Origin of the sequence: Pseudomonas sp. IT-P74 (assembly GCF_949768175.1) — a bacterium.
In the GTDB taxonomy this organism is placed as follows: domain Bacteria; phylum Pseudomonadota; class Gammaproteobacteria; order Pseudomonadales; family Pseudomonadaceae; genus Aquipseudomonas.
The window spans coordinates 367,387-387,252 of the sequence record NZ_CATKQD010000066.1 but is presented as its reverse complement, the minus strand read 5'-3'; the positions used below and the strand labels follow the sequence as shown (position 1 = coordinate 387,252).

Annotated in this window: 23 protein-coding genes; 14 read left to right on the top strand and 9 right to left on the bottom strand. The window is 59.3% G+C overall.

Annotated elements, in window-relative coordinates; translation table 11 throughout:
• Window positions 1-333 precede the first annotated feature (333 nt).
• Together ACM6J5_RS24200 and ACM6J5_RS24195 are read left to right on the top strand one after the other, a co-directional pair.
• A complete protein-coding gene (locus tag ACM6J5_RS24200) occupies window positions 334-867 on the top strand; it encodes a Bro-N domain-containing protein (RefSeq protein WP_414929475.1) in 534 nt (177 codons plus the stop codon).
• Window positions 868-986: 119 nt separating this feature from the next.
• Window positions 987-1,700 (top strand): HNH endonuclease, encoded by a 714-nt coding sequence (locus tag ACM6J5_RS24195; protein ID WP_150674253.1) that lies wholly within the window; start codon window positions 987-989, stop codon window positions 1,698-1,700.
• 209 nt (window positions 1,701-1,909) lie between these two features.
• Here the strand turns inward: ACM6J5_RS24195 and ACM6J5_RS24190 are convergent, their stop codons facing one another.
• Window positions 1,910-3,700, bottom strand: a complete 1,791-nt coding sequence (locus ACM6J5_RS24190; RefSeq protein WP_414929474.1) for a SulP family inorganic anion transporter — start codon at window positions 3,698-3,700, stop codon at window positions 1,910-1,912.
• Between the two features lie 275 nt (window positions 3,701-3,975).
• Here ACM6J5_RS24190 and ACM6J5_RS24185 point away from each other — a divergent pair, with 275 nt between their 5' ends.
• A complete protein-coding gene (locus ACM6J5_RS24185; protein WP_414929473.1) occupies window positions 3,976-4,941 on the top strand; it encodes a hypothetical protein in 966 nt (321 codons plus the stop codon).
• Window positions 4,942-4,960: 19 nt separating this feature from the next.
• On the opposite strand, the gene ACM6J5_RS24180 is transcribed toward ACM6J5_RS24185, so the two are convergent.
• Both ACM6J5_RS24180 and ACM6J5_RS24175 read right to left on the bottom strand, forming a co-directional pair.
• Window positions 4,961-5,650 (bottom strand): DUF6933 domain-containing protein, encoded by a 690-nt coding sequence (locus tag ACM6J5_RS24180; RefSeq protein WP_414929472.1) that lies wholly within the window; start codon window positions 5,648-5,650, stop codon window positions 4,961-4,963.
• Window positions 5,651-5,674: 24 nt separating this feature from the next.
• On the bottom strand, window positions 5,675-6,043 hold the full coding sequence (locus ACM6J5_RS24175; RefSeq protein WP_095944551.1) for a hypothetical protein: 369 nt from the start codon (window positions 6,041-6,043) through the stop codon (window positions 5,675-5,677).
• Between the two features lie 243 nt (window positions 6,044-6,286).
• Between ACM6J5_RS24175 and ACM6J5_RS24170 the strand changes: the two genes are divergently transcribed.
• The 3 genes from ACM6J5_RS24170 to ACM6J5_RS24160 are packed head-to-tail and all read left to right on the top strand — an operon-like array spanning window position 6,287 to window position 7,326.
• Window positions 6,287-6,604 (top strand): hypothetical protein, encoded by a 318-nt coding sequence (locus ACM6J5_RS24170; protein ID WP_095944550.1) that lies wholly within the window; start codon window positions 6,287-6,289, stop codon window positions 6,602-6,604.
• Between the two features lie 46 nt (window positions 6,605-6,650).
• A complete protein-coding gene (locus ACM6J5_RS24165; protein WP_095944549.1) occupies window positions 6,651-7,013 on the top strand; it encodes a type II toxin-antitoxin system RelE/ParE family toxin in 363 nt (120 codons plus the stop codon).
• Entirely contained in the window at window positions 7,006-7,326 is a 321-nt protein-coding gene (locus ACM6J5_RS24160) for a helix-turn-helix domain-containing protein (RefSeq protein ID WP_095944548.1), read from the top strand. Before ACM6J5_RS24165 ends, ACM6J5_RS24160 begins: the two co-directional genes overlap by 8 nt.
• Window positions 7,327-7,349: 23 nt before the next feature.
• Here the strand turns inward: ACM6J5_RS24160 and ACM6J5_RS24155 are convergent, their stop codons facing one another.
• On the bottom strand, window positions 7,350-8,405 hold the full coding sequence (locus ACM6J5_RS24155) for an MBL fold metallo-hydrolase (RefSeq protein WP_095944547.1): 1,056 nt from the start codon (window positions 8,403-8,405) through the stop codon (window positions 7,350-7,352).
• 217 nt (window positions 8,406-8,622) lie between these two features.
• Between ACM6J5_RS24155 and ACM6J5_RS24150 the strand changes: the two genes are divergently transcribed.
• The gene (locus ACM6J5_RS24150) at window positions 8,623-9,234 is read left to right on the top strand and encodes a TetR/AcrR family transcriptional regulator (protein ID WP_414929471.1); all 612 of its coding nucleotides are present in this window, start codon (window positions 8,623-8,625) and stop codon (window positions 9,232-9,234) included.
• Between the two features lie 125 nt (window positions 9,235-9,359).
• Window positions 9,360-9,890 carry a DUF1003 domain-containing protein gene (locus ACM6J5_RS24145; RefSeq protein ID WP_150674257.1) on the top strand — a complete coding sequence of 177 codons (531 nt, stop codon included), beginning with the start codon at window positions 9,360-9,362 and terminating at the stop codon, window positions 9,888-9,890.
• Window positions 9,891-9,896: 6 nt separating this feature from the next.
• Here ACM6J5_RS24145 and ACM6J5_RS24140 read toward each other — a convergent pair whose 3' ends face one another.
• Complete coding sequence (locus tag ACM6J5_RS24140; protein ID WP_414929480.1) at window positions 9,897-10,838, bottom strand: LysR family transcriptional regulator; 942 nt, start codon at window positions 10,836-10,838, stop codon at window positions 9,897-9,899.
• 15 nt (window positions 10,839-10,853) lie between these two features.
• Here ACM6J5_RS24140 and ACM6J5_RS24135 point away from each other — a divergent pair, with 15 nt between their 5' ends.
• Entirely contained in the window at window positions 10,854-11,561 is a 708-nt protein-coding gene (locus ACM6J5_RS24135; RefSeq protein ID WP_414929470.1) for a CTP synthase, read from the top strand.
• Window positions 11,558-11,881: an antibiotic biosynthesis monooxygenase family protein gene (locus ACM6J5_RS24130; protein WP_095944543.1), complete on the top strand. Its 324-nt coding sequence runs from the start codon at window positions 11,558-11,560 to the stop codon at window positions 11,879-11,881. The genes ACM6J5_RS24135 and ACM6J5_RS24130 overlap by 4 nt, the downstream gene beginning before the upstream one ends.
• Window positions 11,882-12,026: 145 nt before the next feature.
• Here ACM6J5_RS24130 and ACM6J5_RS24125 read toward each other — a convergent pair whose 3' ends face one another.
• Entirely contained in the window at window positions 12,027-12,353 is a 327-nt protein-coding gene (locus ACM6J5_RS24125; protein WP_095944542.1) for a DUF2025 family protein, read from the bottom strand.
• A 211-nt stretch (window positions 12,354-12,564) separates the two neighbouring features.
• On the opposite strand from ACM6J5_RS24125, the gene ACM6J5_RS24120 reads away from it, so the two are divergent.
• Together ACM6J5_RS24120 and ACM6J5_RS24115 are read left to right on the top strand one after the other, a co-directional pair.
• Window positions 12,565-13,689, top strand: coding sequence for a glycerophosphodiester phosphodiesterase (locus ACM6J5_RS24120; protein WP_414929469.1), 1,125 nt, complete (start codon window positions 12,565-12,567; stop codon window positions 13,687-13,689).
• Window positions 13,690-13,827: 138 nt separating this feature from the next.
• A complete protein-coding gene (locus tag ACM6J5_RS24115; RefSeq protein WP_095944540.1) occupies window positions 13,828-14,133 on the top strand; it encodes a PepSY domain-containing protein in 306 nt (101 codons plus the stop codon).
• Window positions 14,134-14,193: 60 nt separating this feature from the next.
• Here ACM6J5_RS24115 and ACM6J5_RS24110 read toward each other — a convergent pair whose 3' ends face one another.
• On the bottom strand, window positions 14,194-15,819 hold the full coding sequence (locus tag ACM6J5_RS24110) for a methyl-accepting chemotaxis protein (protein ID WP_414929468.1): 1,626 nt from the start codon (window positions 15,817-15,819) through the stop codon (window positions 14,194-14,196).
• A gap of 271 nt (window positions 15,820-16,090) precedes the next feature.
• Here ACM6J5_RS24110 and ACM6J5_RS24105 point away from each other — a divergent pair, with 271 nt between their 5' ends.
• On the top strand, window positions 16,091-17,113 hold the full coding sequence (locus tag ACM6J5_RS24105) for a transporter (protein WP_414929467.1): 1,023 nt from the start codon (window positions 16,091-16,093) through the stop codon (window positions 17,111-17,113).
• Between the two features lie 33 nt (window positions 17,114-17,146).
• On the opposite strand, the gene ACM6J5_RS24100 is transcribed toward ACM6J5_RS24105, so the two are convergent.
• On the bottom strand, window positions 17,147-17,581 hold the full coding sequence (locus ACM6J5_RS24100; protein ID WP_414929466.1) for a multidrug/biocide efflux PACE transporter: 435 nt from the start codon (window positions 17,579-17,581) through the stop codon (window positions 17,147-17,149).
• A 92-nt stretch (window positions 17,582-17,673) separates the two neighbouring features.
• Between ACM6J5_RS24100 and ACM6J5_RS24095 the strand changes: the two genes are divergently transcribed.
• On the top strand, window positions 17,674-18,528 hold the full coding sequence (locus ACM6J5_RS24095) for a LysR family transcriptional regulator (protein ID WP_095944536.1): 855 nt from the start codon (window positions 17,674-17,676) through the stop codon (window positions 18,526-18,528).
• A gap of 101 nt (window positions 18,529-18,629) precedes the next feature.
• Here ACM6J5_RS24095 and ACM6J5_RS24090 read toward each other — a convergent pair whose 3' ends face one another.
• Window positions 18,630-19,865: an RNA polymerase sigma factor gene (locus tag ACM6J5_RS24090; protein ID WP_414929465.1), complete on the bottom strand. Its 1,236-nt coding sequence runs from the start codon at window positions 19,863-19,865 to the stop codon at window positions 18,630-18,632.
• Window position 19,866: the final 1 nt, after the last annotated feature.

The window sequence follows — 19,866 nt, the reverse complement described above, 5'->3', positions numbered from 1 at the left end:
TTTTTTATGAGGTAGGAAAACTCTTACTCGCAATCTCGGTAGTAGCTAAATCTCCTACATGTATTCCAGCACCATCTGTATTGAGGGCCATTCCAAGCAGCCCTAAGCTCTACTGCAGGTGCCTAAGAAACGCCCAACGTAGAAAGCTAGCCAATTGCACAGACGAGCAGTCACCCTTGGTGATCTATCGTACGGCTGTGTGAGGCTTTTGCTCGTTGGAGCTTCTTATGTCCACTCTACGTTGGGGTCAGGCCCGCCAAAGTCCAAACGTAGAGGTAATGGATATGCCTGAACACAACCTTCTCGTCACTCTCCAAACCATGGAGATCGGTCATGTCTGATCTCCTTTCTGTAACAGTCTTCACCCGCCACAACCTCCCTCTACATGCCCTCCTCCTGGAAAACCAACCATGGTTCTGCGCCCGCGATATCGGCCGCTTGATGGGTGTCCATCTAAGTGAACGCATGGTCAACAAACTAGACAAAGACCAGCACCGCTCGTTGTGGATTGAGTATTACCGGCAACCGGAAAAGCAGCTGATGCTCAGTGAGTCCGGTGTTTATGCGCTGTTGGTTTATCACTACGCGCCTGGAAATCGATTGCTGCGTGAGTGGGTCACTCATCAAGTGGTGCCGGCCTTACGTGATGCGGAGCAGTCGGACAATTCGGATCGGCCGATGCTGAGCTTGTTGGATTGGCCAGAAATGTCGCTGAGCCTGCTGCACTGGCAGGATGAAGGCTGGATTCGGTTGCGGGATATGCCTTACCTGTTGCTCGATCACACGCAACAGCGGGCGCCGGTCGTTAAACCTTGGTGGCGGAAGGTTGTGCAAGTATTTCAGTCGTCGAAGCATTCGATAGGTTAGGTGACCTGCTTCTTGTAGGACCGTTTGCGAGAACCTTCCCTTCTTTTTGTAGGAATTTTCGTAGACATTCGTAGTGGCCACTCAGTATCGTCCGAGGGTAATTAACCCTCGGCGATTGTATGGATACGGAAAAGAGCAACGGCGATTGGAGTGAGGTAGAGATTCAGGCTGCGGTCGATGCCTATCTCAGCATGCTGTCTCGCGAGCAGAACGGTCAGGCGGTCAACAAGGCTCATGAAAATCGCGTCCTGCGCGAGGGTGCTTTGGCTGGCCGAACCAAAGGTTCGGTTGAGTTTCGGATGCAGAACATTTCTACCGTGTTGGTTGAACTCGGGCGAGACCGCATCGAGGGCTACAAACCCGCCAAAAATGTCGGCGCCAATGTTGCGAAGAGCATTCGTGAAGCACTCAATGCTCCAGGCCCTTTGACTCCCGAAGACTTCGCCCCGACAGCGGACGAGGCGACGCTGGAGCAGCGAGCTGCAAAACTTGAGCGACAACCGATTAAAGCCGAGCCAAAAGGGATTAAGAAACCAGAGCAAACTCAGTCCAGCGGAAAGTCGTACGTTCGCGATCCGGAAGTGAGAGCGTGGGTTCGCCAGCAGGCTGAAGGTAAATGCGAAGGCTGTGGCAACCCTGCTCCGTTTGAAAAGTCGGGCACTCCGTTTCTTGAGGTTCACCACGTTAAGCATTTGGCACAGGAAGGCTCAGACCGTCCGAGCAATGCTGTAGCGCTATGCCCGAACTGTCATCGGCGTTGTCATCATTCGAGTGATCGGGAAGAGTTCACAGCGTTGCTTTATGAAAAGGTTGGGCGATTGATTCCCGAATAGTCAGACAAGCTGGATTTTGTGGCGAGGGAGCTTGTCGGATCGCCGCACCGTCCCGCTCGGCTGCGGAGCAGTCGCCCAGCAAGTTACGTGCTCCGTCTGATTGATCGCGTTTGCTGAGTTGGGGCCGCTTCGCAGCCCCGCGGGAGCAAGCTCCCTCGCCACAGTAAGGTGTTTGTCTGCCAAATCGGTGCAAGGGCTGCCAGCCAGGCTCAACGCCCCACCTTCCCGCCTTCATCCCCCTCCACATAATCCACCCGATAATTCGCCACATAACTATCCACAGCCGTCCCAATCGTTGGAAAAAACGCCGTCTCCCCCAACCGTGCAAACAACCCAAACCGCTTCAGTTTGTCCTTCACCGGGTCCTTCATCTCGGCAATGCACAACTCGATACCCGCCGCATGCAACGCGTCGTCCAGTTCGGCCAGCATGTCGGCGGAGGTCACGTCGACGCTGGTGACGGGGCCTGCGGCGACCACCAGTCTGCGCACGGGTGTGGGCGATGCAGCCACGGCGTCCAGCGCTCGGTCGCTGAACAGTTCGGCGTTGGCGAAGAACAAGGGCGCATCCCAGCGAAACAGGACCAGGCCGGGGATCAGGCGCGCGTCGGGGTAGCGTTTGATGTCGTGGTAGCCCTTGACCCCGTCGGCGCGGCCCAATACCGCGGAGTACGGGCGCCAGCCGTCCCAGAGGAACTCGATGACGGCAATCACGATGGCCAGGCCGATGCCCTCGATCGCGCCGAACACGGCCACGCCGACCGTACAGACAATCGACAGCCCGCACTCCCAGCGCTGGATGCGATAGATCCGGCGCAGGTCGGCGATCTCGATCAGGCCAATGGCCGAGGCGATCACGACGGCCGCCAGGGCGCTGGACGGTAGATGTTGCAGCAGGTCCGGCGCCACCACCAGCAGCAAGGCAACCGCCAGTGCGCCGACGACGCCGGTCATTTGGGTTTTGGCTCCGGCGGCTTCGGCCACGGGTGTGCGTGACGAGCTGCTGCTGATCGGGAAGCCCTGAAAGAAACCGGCTGCGAGATTGGCGATGCCGAGGCCCAGCATTTCCTGGTTCGGGTTGACGTAGGTTCGGGTCCGCGCCGCGTAGACACGGGAGAGCACGCTGGTGTCGGCGAACGAGACCAGTGCCACGGCGCACCCGCCGATCACCACCGGGACGATGTCGGCGCGGGTGATCCAGGGGATGGCGAAACCGGGCAAGCCTTGGGGGAGCGAACCGAGGACCGACACACCGGCGCGTGTCGCCAGGTCGAGTACGCCCACGGCGACTGTCGCGCCTGCCACGGCGATCAGGATGCCCGGCAGTCGCGGCCATCGTTTGAGCAGCAGGATCGCCGCCAGGGTGAGTGCGCCCACCGTGAAGGTGGTCCAGTTGACCTTTCCTTCCATCACCGCTGAGGCGATGGCCCCTATGTTTCTCAATGGGCCGTCGGGTTCAATCGAAAAACCGAACAGCTTGGGCAACTGGCTGATTAATACGGTCAGTGCGATGCCGTTCATGTAGCCGTAGCGGATCGGTTTGGACAGCAGCTCGGTGATAAAACCCAGACGCGCGATACCGGCCAGGATGCACACCGCTCCCGAGACGATCGCCATCATCCCCGCCAGGGCGACGGCACGCTGCGGGTCGCCGCCGGAGAGTGGAATGATGACAGCAAGGATGACGGTCACCAGGGAGGAATCCGGGCCCATCACCAGAATTCGGCTGGGGCCGAACAAGGCATAGGCCAGCAGCGGAACGATGGTCGCGTAGAGGCCATAGATGCCGGGCACGCCCGAGGCCACCGCATAGGCGATACCGACGGGTACCAGCATCGTGGTCAGCACCAGGCCGGCCACGATGTCGTTGCGCAACCATGCCGGTTGGTATTCGCGCAGCATGCCCAGCCCCGGTAGCCAGCGGCGCCAACCGGTCTGTTCATCGCGGCGGGCTATGCGGCCCGGTTCCGGGAGAGGGGGCGAAGCGTCTGAATGGCTCATGAACCGCCCTCGTTGATGTAATGCTGTTCATTTAAAAACTGTAGGAACGAGCTTGCTCCGGGCGGCGATCCGACGATGGACTCAAGAGCGCTGCGTTTAACCTGTAAACACGCGTAATCGTTAACGACCATCGCGAGCAGGCCCGCTCCTACAGTGGAGCACTCCCTCGTTGATGGGCTGTGCAGGCTCGGCGATATCGAGGTGATCTGAGTGTAGCTATTGCTTCGAATGCGCCATCACTGGAAGCTGGTCACCTAAAGGACTTGGAACCCGACATGAAATTCGACCTCGCCTACTGCCTCAGCCTCAACGACAAGTTGTCGATCTACGACGTTCGGGATCTGAATTTCGACGAGACGATGGATTTCGACTCCGCCAGGGAACACTTCCAGTGCCCCAACGATGCCTGTCGCCTGGCGTTCGATGCAGCCAATGAGTTGGGCACGTTCAACGCCAAGAATGTGAATTACGTGCGCACGCCGCACTTCAAGAACTTGCCGAGTACACGGCATGTCGAGGGCTGCCCTTATGTCAGCGTGAAGACACCGGCGTCGGGCGCGGATGAGGCGGAAACGGATGACAGTCGCGAGGAACATTTCCCGTCGGAATTGTTACTGACCCGGCGGGAGTATGTGCGTAAGTCGTCCAGCCCGGTGGTGATTGCCGATGTGGTTCGGGATGAGCCATTGGCGCCTAAGGCGGCTAGCAATGTCGAACAACCGAGCAGGGAATCGGCCCCGGACAAGACCAGCATCTTCGCCCATCCGGTGGAGTGTTTCGTGTCGAACTTCGACGACAAGGATTTGCTCAAGCGCGTGCCGCTGAAGATTGGCGAGCACACCGCGCCTTACGGGTCGTTTTTCAAGAAGATCGAGTATCTGCAAGACAACAAAGGGCTGATTTACTGGGGCAAGGTCAAGGAGATCAAGGACTACACCCAGAGCTTTCGCATCGACTTCGAGAAGAAGGTCTGGTTCGAGAAGAAGCCTTACTCGGTCAATGTCTACCTGAGCAAGAAACTCATCGACAGCTACCGCAAGCGCAAGGCTTTCCTGGAAGAGATCAAGCACGCCATCGAGAGTGGGCGGGAGTTGTACTGCTTCTTTTATGGGGTAACACCCGAGCTGAAGCAGGTGCCAAGCAAGAAAAACCCCGAGCAGACGTTCGGGGTGTTCAGCGCCAACATCGAGAATCTGGATCACTTTATCGTGCGGGAAGCGCCGGGGTTGGCGGGCAAGTAATACGAAACGCAGCGTTGGTTCATTGTGCGTCGAGTTGCCTTTGCAATGCCCAGATCTCCCGTTTCACCTCCATGCGTCGATCCAGTGCAGTCAGGATGCCTGTTGCGTCTAGGCCGCAGTATCGACGTAACCAGTGAGCCATCATTTCCGAATCCGGGTAGAAATAGTCTTTATGGCCTTTGCTATTTCTTGGGTAGTCATTCATTTCGCCGTCGAAGCGCTCTGCCGAAAACTCGTCAGGCGGTAAAGAGCCCCGCTCAGCGGCTACATCCTGAAAAATCCAGGCGATTTCATCGATGTGTTTTTGCGCGCTGCGATGGCTGCGCCGGTACAGAGTGAACTGGCCGCAGCTTTCTTGAAAACGTTCCATCATCGGCTCGTCATCGACCCACTGAAGGATGTCGAACTGCCCTGCATGGCGTATCAGACCGCTAATCCAGCGATCAGAAAAACGTCGAACAAACCCCTCGACGTCGGCCTTTTTTGCATCGGCGAAGATCATGCAGTAACGAGTCGGGATGTGGATGGCGAACAGCACATGTTTGCGTTGAACAGTGACGGCGTGGACCAGCCACTGTTCGGCGGACTCATCAGGCTCATCGTCTTCAATGACGGGTGATGGTGGACTTTCCACCCTCGTGATTTTTTTGCCCTTGTGCACACGACTGAAGAATTTACTGGCCGCTTCGGTGCAATTGAAAATCAGCATCCCTGGTTCTCTGGTAAAGGTTGGTCAGTCCTGCGGGACGATCTCATCGACCCATTCAAGTTCGTAGGGCTGGCGAACAACCTCGGCAATGTATCTCAGCGCACCTTCGCTGAGAACCGATAACTCTGCCTCGGTCAGCAAGTCATGCATGACCATCAGCCACAAGCCCCGGAGCGCACTTGAACGGGATTGGCTGTTGTAGTCAAACGCCTGGGCCATGTCCTTGTTTCGATCATGGATCATGCCGTAAAGCATCCCGTAGCGAGCATGAGCCGACAACGCATCATGTTGCGCAATCGCCTTGGCATCGGCAAGAACACCTAGGCAGAAACGGTCGAGCGCAATCTTGCGCAGCTCCTTGAACTTCTTCCAGTCGCTTTCGAGGATCGGCATGAGATTCTCCTGCGTGAAAACCTGAACAGTGTGAAGCGCTATTCTTGCGAAAAAAACCGCCTTTACCAACCCCGGAATCGAGTGGTGATTCGCTGGCGACTTCGACAGTTTCCCCTCGCACCGAGACAGTTACCGTTCGTCTGGCTGAAAAGAAAAATTAAAAAATGAATTTGATCCGGGCCCAAAACAACTGTACAAAAACACAGTATATTTTGACCAACACTCTCGAGCCCGGAGAACACCATGGCCTCTCAAGCGATGAAAATCACCCTGGAACGTATCGCCCTCTTCCAATTCACCCCGGCCCACTGCGCCCAGGCCCGAGCGATGCTGGGCTGGAGTGTGCAAGAGCTGTCGCGGGAATCCCGGGTTTCGGCGGAGGCCATTCAACGCTTCGAGGCGCGACAGGAGGTGCTGGATGTCACGCGCCTGGCTCTGGCCTATCGGTTCGAGTCGGAGGGGTTGGTGTTCTTCCCGGGGTTTGCGCCGGGTCGAGGGATGAATGTGAGAGGGTCGACGCCGAATCCGGTTGGGCGGGCGGATTTTGCGATGGTGGAGTGAGCCAACTCATCGATTGACGATTATCCCCATTTAGGTATATTTTCGCATGAGTACAAGGAAGCCACTCCTGTGGGTTAGCAGCAGCAAAAAAGATCTCAAGCAGATGCCCGCAGATGTACAGGACGTTTTTGGCCACGCGCTTGATCTGGCCCAAAGCAACAAGAAGCACCTAGATGCAAAACCACTAAAAGGCTTTGGTGGTGCCGGAGTCCTTGAGTTGATTGAGGACTTCGATACGAACACCTATCGCGCCGTTTATACCGTTCGTTTTGGCAATGCTGTCTATGTTCTGCACTGTTTTCAGAAAAAGTCGACCACGGGAATCAAAACCGCGCAGTGCGACATCGATTTGATCAGGAAGAGACTTCAAGCGGCGCAGGAACACGCAAAAGGATCAGGACATGATTGAAATCGAAGAAAGCAGTGGCAACGTCTACGAAGACCTCGGGACACCGAACGCCAATGAAATGCGAGTCAAATCCCAATTGGCCGCAAAAATAGGCGAAATCATCAAGGCTCGCCATTTGACCCAGGTTCAGGCGTCCGAAATTTTAGGTCTGTCACAGCCCAAGCTTTCCGAAATGTTGCGCGGAAAGTTTCGTGGGATAAGTGAGGCCAAGATGATGGATTGCCTGTTACTTCTCGGGCGTGATGTGCAAATCGTGGTCAAGTCGGCCCCGCGCTCACGCAAAGAAGGCCGAATTGACGTGGTTTTTAGCTGAGCTCTACAACTCAGCTAATTGCTCTACGCGTTCTGCACCACCCGCTCACACTCCCCTTCCACCGCCAGCCACCACGCCCCACCACGCTGCGGATGCATCAAGTTGAACGCCTCGCCCATCTGCGGTGTGGTGATCGATACATTGCGTTCCCAGGCCAGGGCCAGGATGCGGTCGAAGGGTTCGTACCAGGCGTGCATCGACAGGTCGAAGGTGCCGTTGTGGATCGGCAGTAGCCAACGGCCCTTGAGGTCGAGGTGGGCTTGCAGGGTTTGTTCGGGTTGCATGTGCACGTGCGGCCAGTCGACGTTGTAGGCACCGGTTTCCATCAGGGTCAGGTCGAATGGGCCGTACTGTTCGCCGATGCGTTTGAAGCCGTCGAAGTAGCCGCTGTCGCCGCTGAAGAAGAGGCGTGTGTCGCCATCGATCATCACCCACGAGGCCCAGAGGGTGCTGTTGCTGTCGAACAGGCCACGGCCGGAAAAGTGTTGCGACGGGGTGGCGATGAACTGGATGCCATCGACTTCCGTGCCTTGCCACCAATCCAATTGGCGGACTTTGCTGGCGTCGATACCCCATTTGATCAGGGTGTCGCCTACGCCCAGTGGGGTCAGGAAATGTTTGGTCTTGTCCGCAAGCTTGAGCACGGCCTGATGATCCAGGTGGTCGTAGTGGTCGTGGGACAGGATCACCGCTTCAATCGGTGGCAATTCTTCCAGGCTGATCGGTGGCTGGTGAAAACGCTTGGGTCCGGCCCATTGCACGGGCGAGGCACGCTCGGCGAAGACCGGGTCGGTGATCCAGAACTTGTCGCGCAGCTTGAGCAGCACCGTGGAGTGGCCCAGGCGATAGACACTGTGGTTCGGCGCTGCGATCAGCGCGGCTTGAGTCAGGGCTTGCACCGGGACGGGCGCACTCGGGCGGGTGTTTTGCGGCTTGTGGAACAGCACGCTCCACAGGATGCCCATGGTTTTGCCAAAGCTTAAACGTTGAACCGGCGTGAAGTTTTGATACTGCCCTTGAGCCTGTCGGGATGCTTCAGGTGTGGAGGCGTTGTCCACCGGGGAGTTTGAATTGGCCATGACTGAATGACTCCAGAAAAACCGCGCATCACGCGACTTTCCGTTTTGGGACGATAAATGGCCAAAGCACGCACGCATCAGCCGGACTTTCTATTTTTGCTGGGCAGGGTTAACAAAACATTACACTGCACAGTGTAGTTTCTAGGTTGCATCAAAGTCGATGACAAGTAAACTGCTGAGTGTAATTCCACCCTTTCTCCCCTGCCGAAGCGTATTTATGACAGCTCCTCAGCGCCTCACCGACCGAAAACGCCAAGCGATCATTCAAGCCGCGATCAACGAATTCCGTGAAAACGGTTTCGAGATCACCAGCATGGACAAGATTGCTGCCACTGCCGGTGTGTCGAAGCGCACGGTGTACAACCACTTTCCCAGCAAGGAAGAGTTGTTCGCCGAGATCCTCAATCAGTTATGGATCCGGGTGACGGCGGAACAGGAAACGGCCTACCGTCCCGACCTGCCGTTGCGCGAGCAATTGCGCGGGTTGCTGATGGCCAAGCTGCAAATGTTGGGCGATGACAATTTTCTCGACCTGGCGCGGGTGGCGATAGCGGCGACGATTCATTCCCCGGAGCGGGCGCAGGATATGGTGGCGCGAATGGGCGAACGCGAAGAAGGGCTGACAGTATGGATTCGGGCCGCTCAAACGGATGGCCGATTGAAGGCCGTGGCTCCCGAATTCGCCGCCCAACAGATCCATGGCCTGCTCAAGTCTTTTGCATTCTGGCCACAGATTTCCATGGGGCAACCCAGCTTGTCAGCCGAAGAACAACACCAGGTGGCCGAGTCCGCGCTGGACATGTTTCTGGCCTGCTATCAGTTGCAATAAATGACAAGGTCGACAGCCGTGTCGAAGGATCGATGGCTCTGATTTAAACGACGCGATGTGTTTCAGAATGAAACTGGCGCTGAGGCTATAGTGAGCTTCAGTCCCAGCGCCAGACAGAGAGCATCATGACCACCCGCCACGAAACCACCGCCCACGTCGATCACCTGCGTTTCCATCGTCCCCATGCCCACCTCGCGCCAACATTCGGCAATGACAAGTTTGCCTTGCGCGCCGAAGCCTTTGCGCGGTTCTTCGGCACACCGACTTTTCTCGGTGCACAAACGCTGATCGTGGTGATCTGGGTGTGCCTCAACCTGTCGGGGTTCACCCACTTCGATGCGTACCCGTTCATCCTGCTCAACCTGGCTTTCAGCCTGCAATCGGCCTATGCCGCGCCATTGATTCTGTTGGCCCAGACGCGTCAGGCAGCCCGGGACAAAGCCCAATCCGATGCCGATGCGCAGCACCGCGAAGCGCTGGCGACCGCCAACAGTGAGCGGCAGGCGGAAGCTGCGAAAAACACTGCGCAATTGCTGGAGCTGCTTGAGCAGAACACCCGTCTCACGGAGATGACCAAGACCCTCACCGAGCGCATCGAAAACCTGACCACGGAAATGCACCAACACCTGGTGCGCAAGGATGAGCCTAAGGCCTAAAGGTTTTCACGGCAGTTTCAGCGCCCGCCCCAACTCATCGAACAAGGTGACCACCGAGCGCAAGGCGCGGCAGTCGGGACGAGTCAGCAGCCACAGCGCGGTGTCGAATCCGTGCAGTGGTTCGCTCAGCGGCTGCAATCCGTCGCCGATCAAAAAGTCCGGCAACGCCGCCACGCCCAACCCCGCCCTGACCAGTTCGGTCACCGACAACATGCTGTTGCAGCGATAGCCCAGCGTTACCCCCGGCAAGGCCTGGCGACGCCAGGTAACGGTCGGGTGATCCGGCAGGAAGTCATCCGGGGCGATCCAGGTCAATGCGGCCAGGTCAGTGCTATTGACCGACTGCAGGTATCGCTCGCTGGCATACACGCGGTAGGAAATCTCCGCCAGCCGCCGTCCCACCAGATGCTCCGGTGGCGTGCGAGTCAGGCGCAGGGCGATATCGGCATCCCGACGGCTGAGGTTGGCAAAATCATTGGACGTGCTGAGTTCAAGGGTCAGCGCCGGATAATTCGGCATGAACTGCGCCAGCGCCGGCAACAGCAAACCTTGCAGGACTGAATCGGTACAGGTCAGGCGCACGATGCCGCTGATCACGTCACCGCCCTGCTCCACACCGATGCGCGCCGCCTCCAAAGCCTGCTCAGCGCGCTCAGCCTGTTCCGCCAGGGACTGCGCCAGGGTGGTGGGCAGGTAACCGGCGCGGCTTTTTTCGAACAGTTGCTGGCCCAGGGCAGCCTCCAGCCGGCGCACCGCTCGAAACACCGTCGAGACATCCACCTTCAGCAGTTGCGCGGCCCGGGACAGAGAGCCGGCGCGCACCAGCGCGAGGATCAGGGCCAGGTCCGGGTAGTCGAGTCGATAGTGCGTCGCTGCATTGATCACTTGGGAAAACGCCAATATTGAGTGCGTGAACGCCAATTTATAGTGGGCACCGGCAATCAACAAGTGCAGAGGCCCCACATGGAAACCCGCCCGATTCGCATCGCCCTGATCGGCGACCACGACCCGCAAGTCACCGCCCACCAGGCCATTCCCATCGCCCTCGAAATGACCGCCGAACACTCTGGCCTGAACCTGCAATGGCAATGGCTGGCCACCGATGAAATCCACGCCGATGCACCGCTGCATACATTCGATGGCTTCTGGTGCGTACCGGCCAGCCCTTACCGGAGCACGGACGGTGCATTAAAAGCGATTCGTTTTGCCCGCGAACAACGGCGACCTTTCCTCGGCACCTGCGGTGGTTTTCAACACGCGGTGCTGGAATATGCGCGCAACGTGCTGGGCTGGTCGGATGCCGAACATGGCGAGACAAATCCCGGTGCGGCACGAGCACTGCTGACGCCGCTGTCGTGCGCGCTGGTGGAAGCGGTCGATACCATTCATTTACGTGAAGGCTCGTTGATTGCCCATGCGTACGAAAGCGCCGAGATTCGTGAAGGCTATCGCTGTCGTTATGGTGTGAATCCGCAGTTCGAAGGGGAGCTGCTCAAGCGCGAACTTCACGCCGTCGGCCACGATTCTGAACACGGACTACGGGCGGTCGAGCTCAGCGGTCATCCGTTCTTTGTCGCGACCTTGTTCCAGCCCGAGCGGGCGGCGCTCAAGGGCGTCTTGCCGCCGCTGGTTGGCGCCTTTGTCGAAGCCTGTGCGGGGCGCTCGGCATGATCGCCGATACGCCAACTGCGCCCTATTACGCGGTGATTTTTACCTCACTGCGCACCGAGGGTGACCAGGGTTACGCCGAGGCGGCTGCACGAATGCTGGAACTGGCCCGTGAACAGCCGGGGTTTCTCGGTGTGGAGTCGGCGCGGGGCGAGGATGGGTTGGGAATAACCGTGTCGTACTGGGCCAGTGAAGCGGCGATTCTGGCGTGGAAACATCATCCTGAGCACAGTGCGATTCGCGAGCGTGGGCGCTCGACCTGGTATGGGCGGTGTCATACACGGGTGTGTCGGGTTGAGCGGGCCTACGGGTTTAACCAGTGAGTGATGTAGTGTTTTTCAGATCGCCATCGCGAGCAGGCTCGCTCCCACATTTTGATCCCGGTCGGTCACAACATTTGTGCACGACAAAGATCCACTGTAGGAGTGAGCCTGCTCGCGATGGGGCCAGAACGGTCAGTACAAAAACTCAACCCTTAACCAGACAACGAACCGCCGAAATCTCCGGCACTTCCCGCCGGTTCATGTACACCCGCAACGGCTCGGTGATGTTGATCCGGTCATCGATGTTCTGGTCCAGCAGCAACTGAATCAATTCGCGCTTGAGCGTCATGGTCTGCTCGGGGCCCTCGGCCCAGACGAATTCGCTGGTCGGGATGATGCCGTCGTCCGCCACGTCCATGCCAAACGAGTCTTCGCTGAAACGCACGATGTAGTGGCCGGTCTTGCGGTTGAGGCCGACAAAACCTTTGAGTTGGTCGGCAGCCTGGCAGATGAGCTGGGAAGTGATGCGCATGGTAAACCCCGCAATGGTGATCGTTGGTTTGCACGCAGGGCCCGCGTTTCCCTCTGCCGGGGAAATTGCAGCGCCCCAGCGTACTGCAAACGAGCGCACAAAAGCGCTGACGAAAATCAGCTTTAGACAGCTTTTTGTCGGTCTGGCGATAGCGTCTGCAAAGATGACTTGTTAAAAGGGACCGCCCACTCATTGCGAAAGGATCTCGAGCATGTCCGCAACCTTTACCAAAAGCGCCCTGTTACTGAGCCTGTTGCTCGGCCTCGGCCACGCACAGGCCGCCAGCGAACCAGCACCCTCGGCACTGGCGACCCGCCTGGGCATTCCGCATCCAGCGGTAATCGCCCACCGGGGCGCGTCGTTCGATGCGCCGGAATCCACCGCCGCCGCCTATAAGACTGCCCGCGACCTGGGCGCCGACTACCTGGAACTGGATCTGCAGCGCAGTAAGGATGGCGTGCTGTTTGCCCTGCACGACAACAATCTGCAACGCACCACCGACGTCGCCAGCAAATTCCCCGAGCGCAAGGACAGCCCCGCCAATGCGTTCACCATGGCCGAACTGAAAACCCTGGACGCGGGCAGCTGGTTCAATGCCGCGTACCCGGATCGCGCACGTCCAGCCTTCGCGGGTCTGAAGATTTTGACCCTTGATGAAATCATCGACATCGCCGAGGGCAACAGCCTGCACAAGCCCGGCCTGTACATCGAGACCAAGGAGCCCAAGCAGTTCCCCGGCATCGAACACGACCTCAAGGAAAAACTTCAGGACCGTGGCTGGCTGAGCCCGACCGGTTCGAAACTGGCGAAAAGCGAGTTGGCGGTCGGCCAGGGCAAAGGCAAGGTGGTCCTGCAGACCTTCGAGAAGAGCAGCCTCGAACTGCTGCAAAAGGAAATGCCGAAGGTGCCGAAGATCCTGCTGCTGTGGGTCGGCGAAGGCAGTATCGAACCCAACTCCAAAGTGACATTCGCCGAGTCCGGCGAAAAGGATAAAGCCGCTTACTACGCCAAACAGCAACCGAAGGACAAGGCCGAGTTCCAGAATTGGGTCGACTACGCCAAGGCCCAGGGCGCCATCGGCACCGGCCCGTCCGCCGCACTGACCCAGGGTGGCGACCAGAGCTACTCGGATCTGGTGCAACCCTGGATGAACCAGTACACCCACGACCAGGGCCTGTTGGTGCACGTCTACACCATCGACGATGCGGTGGACTACCGGAAAGTCATGGACGCCGGTGTCGACGGCATCTTCACCAATCGCGCCAGTGAGTTGTTGAAGTTCTATAAACGCTCGGCGGCGAGTGTCGATCAGGTGTTGAAGAACAACGGCTATTGAGCCACCGAGGTGCCTGCATCGCGAGCAGGCTCGCTCCTACAGGGATTGATGCAGGACATGTCGAGGGATTTAAGGGTGGATTAAGTTACACAGGCTAACCTGATCTCACTTGAACGGATCACCCAAGGAAAGAAGCCCATGAAGACCCTGACTGCTTTGTTTACCGCTGCAACCCTGACCCTCAGCGCCGGCCTGGCCCAGGCCGATGTGCGGGTCGATCAGATCCCGCAACTGGTCAAGGACGGCAAGATCAAGCCACTGGAAGACCTGAACAAGATCGCCCTGGATCTGCACCCGGGTGCAACGATTACCAAGACCGAGCTGGACAACCACTTCAACGGTTACGAGTACGAAGTCGAACTGCGTGACGCCAAGAACGTCGAGTGGGATGTGGACATCGATGCCTCCAACGGCAAGGTCCTGGAAAACAAACAGGACACGTAATCGCGAAACAGACAAAAGCCGCACGATGGGAACATCGTGCGGCTTTTGCGTTTTCGGGGTTCAAGCGCTCAGGCGCGCCGTCACCTCGTTCAACTGCCCCGACAAGCCGTGCAGGTTGGTGCTGGCCGCTTCAGTGCGCTGCACGTTGTCCAGGTTGGTGCTGGCGATACTCGTGATCTCGGTGAGGTTGCGCGAGATGTCTTCGGCCACCGAGGTCTGCTCTTCGGCGGCAGTGGCGATCTGGCGGTTCATGTCACGGATGGCTTCCACGGCCAGGGTGATGCGCTCGAGCATGGCGCCGGCCTCCGTCACTTGCTGCACGCTTTGTTCGCTGCGCGACTGACCGCTTTCAATCGCCTGGGCCGCTTCGATTGCACCGGTCTGCACGGTCTGGATGATCTGGTTGATCTCGATGATCGACGCCGCCGTGCGCTGGGCCAGGCTGCGCACTTCATCGGCCACCACCGCGAATCCGCGTCCGGCCTCACCGGCGCGGGCCGCTTCGATGGCGGCGTTGAGCGCCAGCAGGTTGGTCTGCTCGGCGATGCCGCGAATCACTTCCAGGACTTTGCCAATGCGTCCGCTGTCGGTTTCCAGTTGGCGGATGACCGTGGCGGTGTTGGCGATTTCGCCGCGCATTTGGGTGATGGTGTGGATGGTGCCCTGCATGACTTTTTCGCCCTGCTGGGCGGACTGGTCGGCATCGTCGGCGGCCCGCGCCGCTTCGGCGGCATGACGGGCGACTTCCTGTGCGGTAGCGGACATTTCGTTCATCGCCGTGGCCACCTGATCGGTGCGGTTGAACTGCTCGTTGGTGCCGCCGGCCATCAGGGTGGCGATCGAATTCAACTCACCGCTGGCGCTGTCCAGGTCCGACGCGCTGCGCTGTAAACGGCTGAAGGTTTCGGCGAGGAAATCGCGCAGGGTGTTGGCGGCCATCGCCAGTTTGCCCAACTCGTCCTGACGGGTGCTGGCCACGCGCTCGGCAAAACGCCCCTGGCTGAGTTGCGCCACGTATTCGATCAGTTTGCGGATCGGCTCGACCAGGTTACGGTTGACCAGCCACAGGCTCAGCAGGCCGATCAGCAGCCCCGAAACCAGCATCACGACCAGCCCCAGCAACACCGTGCGATCGGCACTGGCGCTGATCAGTGTCGATTGTTCAGCGCCCTGCTTGCGCAACTCACTGACCAGTTCACTCATCTGATCGCTGGCGGCGCGGTCCACGCCCTTGACCGCCGCGTCGCCCGCCGCCGGGTCACCACCGGCGGCCACGAACGCGTCCCGGCCCTTCTGATAGGCCGCGCCCAACTGACGATGTTCGTCACGCAAGCGCTCGATTCGGCTCTTGAGTGGCGGCTCGATGCCCTTCTGCGCGGCCAGCTCGCCGAGGATGTTTTGCACATCGCGCTGACGCTCCTCGAATTGCCCCCAGTACTTGCTCAGGTCCGCCGGTTGCTTGCCGCGCAGCAGGACGTTTTTCCACTCCTGCACCTGCACCTTGAATTGCAGGTTGGCTTCATCGATCAATTGCGAGGTGTGCAGCGGGCCTTCGATCAGATTGGCGTAGTTCTGCACGCCGCTGGACAGGAAGTGAAAGCACGCCAGGGCGATCAACAGCATCGCCAGCAGACTGCCGCTCAGCAGGGCAAGAATTTGTGCTCTCAGGGACTTTTGCAAAAGCATCGCAGGGTACTCATGACAGGAATGAGGCACGCCCGTTAAGGCGTGAAAAGTGTCCGGACATCCCTGTCTGCGGTCCCGGCCGAGGCCGACGGCGCGCAACTCAACCCAAGCGTGATCGGCTAGCCAGAGCGGTTCTTGAGAATATCCCGACCGTCGGTAGAACAATTTTTTGCGTTATTTTCCTGTCACAAAAACGTCACCCCCGCTTGCAATGATGCCGCTCAAGTGAATCTGTAAAACATGTGACAGGCGCCTCCCCTTGCGAGTCCTCATGAACCACAGCATCGATCAAAGCCATCGCGACACGGATCTGTTCGGCCTGCTTTACGGTTTCAGCTTTCGCCCCGGTGAGGCCGGTCGGGAAATCAATTCCGCCGAGGCCTTGCAGTACCTGCAACAACCGGGAAGCAACGAGCAATTTCTCTGGCTGCACCTGAACCTGGCCCACGCCGCGTGCGAGCGCTGGATGAAAAGCCATCTGGAATTGCCCGAGGAGTTTTTCGAAGCGCTGCACGAAGGCTCGCGCTCGACGCGTATCGAACATGTCGACTCCGCGTTGCTGGCGGTGGTCAACGATGTGGTGTTCAACCTCAGCAACATGGTCTCCTCGGATGTCTCGACCCTGTGGGTGTGCGCCCGCAGCCAATTGATCATCAGCGCCCGCCTGCAACCGCTGCACTCGGTGGACAAATTGCGCTCGTCGGTGAAGGCCCGGGAATGCTTTCGTTCCCCGCTGGAGTTGCTGGTGCATCTGCTGCGCGACCAGGGTGAAGTGCTGACCCAGATCGTGCGCAAGACCAGCCAGAGCGTGGATCAGATCGAAGATGAATTGCTGTCCTCGCGGCTGTCGACCAACCGCGCCGAACTGGGCGCCAATCGCCGGGTGCTGGTGCGATTGCAACGGCTGCTGGCGCTGGAACCGGGCTCATTGCTGCGCCTGCTCAACCGGCCGCCGCAATGGCTGCAAAAGGAAGACGTGAAGGAGTTGCGCAAATCCACCGAGGAGTTCGCGCTGATCATCAACGACCTCACGGCGCTGGGTGAGCGGATCAAGCTGTTGCAGGAGGAGATCGCCGCCAACATCAACGAACAGACCAACCGCACCCTATTCACCCTGACGGTGGTGACGGTGCTGGCGCTACCGATCAACATCATTGCCGGTTTCTTCGGTATGAACGTCGGCGGCATTCCGCTGGCCGATGATCCGCAGGGTTTCTGGGTCTTGGTGGTGCTGGTGGCGACCTTTACCGTGATCGCCGGGCGCTGGGCGTTTCGCAAGCAGCGGGATTACTGACGCCTGCTAACTCTCTCGCCACAAAAACGGTACTTAGCAAACTTCGCGAGTCACCAGCATCCGCTCCCGAACCACGTCATATGCCCAGTGGTAGACGTAGGTGTACGGCAGGAAGAACAGCAACACACCGATATCCAGCAGGAACGCTTGCCACAGACTGACATTCAGCCACCAGGCGATCAGCGGTACGCCCAGGGCCACCAGTCCGCCTTCGAACAACAGCGCATGCACCACGCGGACCCAGGCGTTGTGTGCGATGGCCAGGTGCTTGAGCAGCCGATCGAACAGACCGTTGAAGACCACGTTCCAGGCCAGGGCCAGGCCGGCGATGAGGACGGTGACCATGCCCATTTCCAGCATCGGTTTTTTCATGATCCAGGCCAGCAACGGGGTACAGATCAGGATGGCCAGCAGTTCGAAGCCAATGGCTTGGAAAATACGTTCAGTAATGGATTTGTTGGCGCTCATGGCCGAACTCCCTTGAGTGACGGTGTGGTTGCCATGATCCGTCACCACACCGATACTTCATAACCAATAACCATCGATCAAGGCGATAGTTCATGGCCTCTCACGAAGTGTTGCTGGCGTTTGTCGAAGCCGCGACGCAAGGCTCGTTTTCCGCCGCGGCGCGCAAATTGGGCCGCAGTCAGTCGACCATCAGCGCGGCGGTGGCCAGCCTGGAAATCGACCTCAACCTGACGCTGTTCGACCGCAGCAGCCGCAAGCCCGGGCTGACCCCGGCCGGGCACGTCATGCTGCAACGGGCCGAAGACATCCTGGCCGCCACCAGTCGCCTGGAAATCGCCGCCAGCCAACTGTCCCAAGGGGTGGAAGCGAAGCTGACGGTGGCGCTGTCCGATACCTATCAGTCGGATCGCTTCGAAGCCGCCCTCAGTGCCTTCGAGCAGCGTTACCCGGACCTGGAGCTCGAGTGCCTGATCGCCGAATGCGATGACCTGATGTCCCTGGTGCAAAGCGGCCGGGCGCAGATTGCCTTCGCCGAAATGCAGGACAGCTACCCGCCGGACCTGGTCAGCTCGACGGTGGACGAGCGCACGGAATTCGCCTTGTTCGTGTCCCCGGCACATCCATTGGCAACGCTGGACCACGTCGACCGGGACGTACTGCAGCAGCACCGCGAGCTGCGCCTGGCCACCATCATCAATCCCTATGACAGTCGGGCGAAGGGCCGCGTCTGGTCGGCGCCGAGTTATCTGATGCTGCTGGAAATGGCCCAGGGCGGATTCGGCTGGGCGCCGTTGCCCCGCTGGCTGGTTGAGCGGTTCGGGCCCGGCACGTTGCAGGAACTGGTGGTGCGCGGCTGGCCGAAAACGGTGTCGGTGGATGCGTTGTGGTCGCGCTTGAATCCGCCGGGGCCGGCGGGGAGCTGGTTGTTGGGCAAGATGCTGGAGTGAAGGTCCTTCGGCCCTTATCGCGAGCAAGCTCGCTCCCACAATTTGAAATGCATTCCCCTGTAGGAGCGAGCCTGCTCGCGATGAGGCCAGCCAGTATCACATCAATCCAGTGCCCTGAGCCGCTCTTCAATAAACCGCCGCTCCGGCTCTTGCCGGGTCAACTCTAGCGCCCGTTCCCAAGCCGCCCGCGCCTCTTGCACCCGGCCCAGTTGCCGACAGAACTCAGCCCGCGCCGAATACGCCAGGTGGTAGTCGAGCAGTTCTCCCCGCTCCAGAATCGCGTCGACCAACGTCAGCCCCACCAGTGGACCATCGCGTTGCGAAATCGCCGCCGCTCGATTCAACTCGATCACCGGCGACGGCACCGCCCGCAGCAGAACGTCATACAGACCGACAATCTGCGGCCAATCGGTTTCCCCAGCCGTCGGGGCTTCGGCATGCACCGCCGCGATCGCCGCTTGCAGGCAATAGGGTCCGAATCGTCCCATGGTCAGCGCCTGTTCGACCAGCGTGCAGCCTTCGCGGACCAACCCGGCATCCCACAGCGAACGGTCCTGCTCATCCAGCACGATCAACTCGCCACTCGCCGAAGTCCTGGCCGGGCGGCGCGACTCGTGCAGCAGCATCAATGCCAGCAAGCCCATTACCTCCGGCTCCGGCAGCAGTTCCACCAGCAACCGGCCGAGGCGGATCGCTTCGCGGGTCAAATCCTCACGTATCAGTTCGGCCCCGATGGACGCCGAGTAGCCCTCGTTGAACACCAGGTAAATCACCCGCAATACGCTGTCCAGGCGCTCGGGCAACTCAGCGAGCGTCGGCACTTGATAAGGGATTTTCGCATCGCGGATCTTCGCCTTGGCGCGCACGATGCGCTGGGCGATGGTGGCCGGGGCCGAGAGAAAGGCCCGGGCGATTTCTTCCGTGGTCAGGTCGCAGACCTCCCGCAGCGTCAACGGCACTTGCGCGTCGGCCGCCAGGGCCGGGTGACAGCAAGTGAAGATCAGCCGCAGGCGATCGTCTTCCACGTCTTCATCACTCCAGTCGGCCTGTTCCAGCGCCTCCAGTTGCGCGATCAACAAGGGTTGCGACGCGGTAAAACGTGCCCGCCGACGCAAGGCATCGATAGCCTTGAAGCGCCCGGTGGACACCAGCCAGGCCCGCGGATTGTCCGGCACGCCGTCACGCTGCCAGCGTTCGACCGCGACGAAAAACGCCTCGTGCAAGGCCTCTTCGGCGAGGTCGAAATCCCCCAGCAAACGAATCAGGGTCGCCAGAATGCGCCGCGACTCTTCGCGATAGACCCGCTCGACCTGCGCCTGAACCGGCAGCCCCGGCATC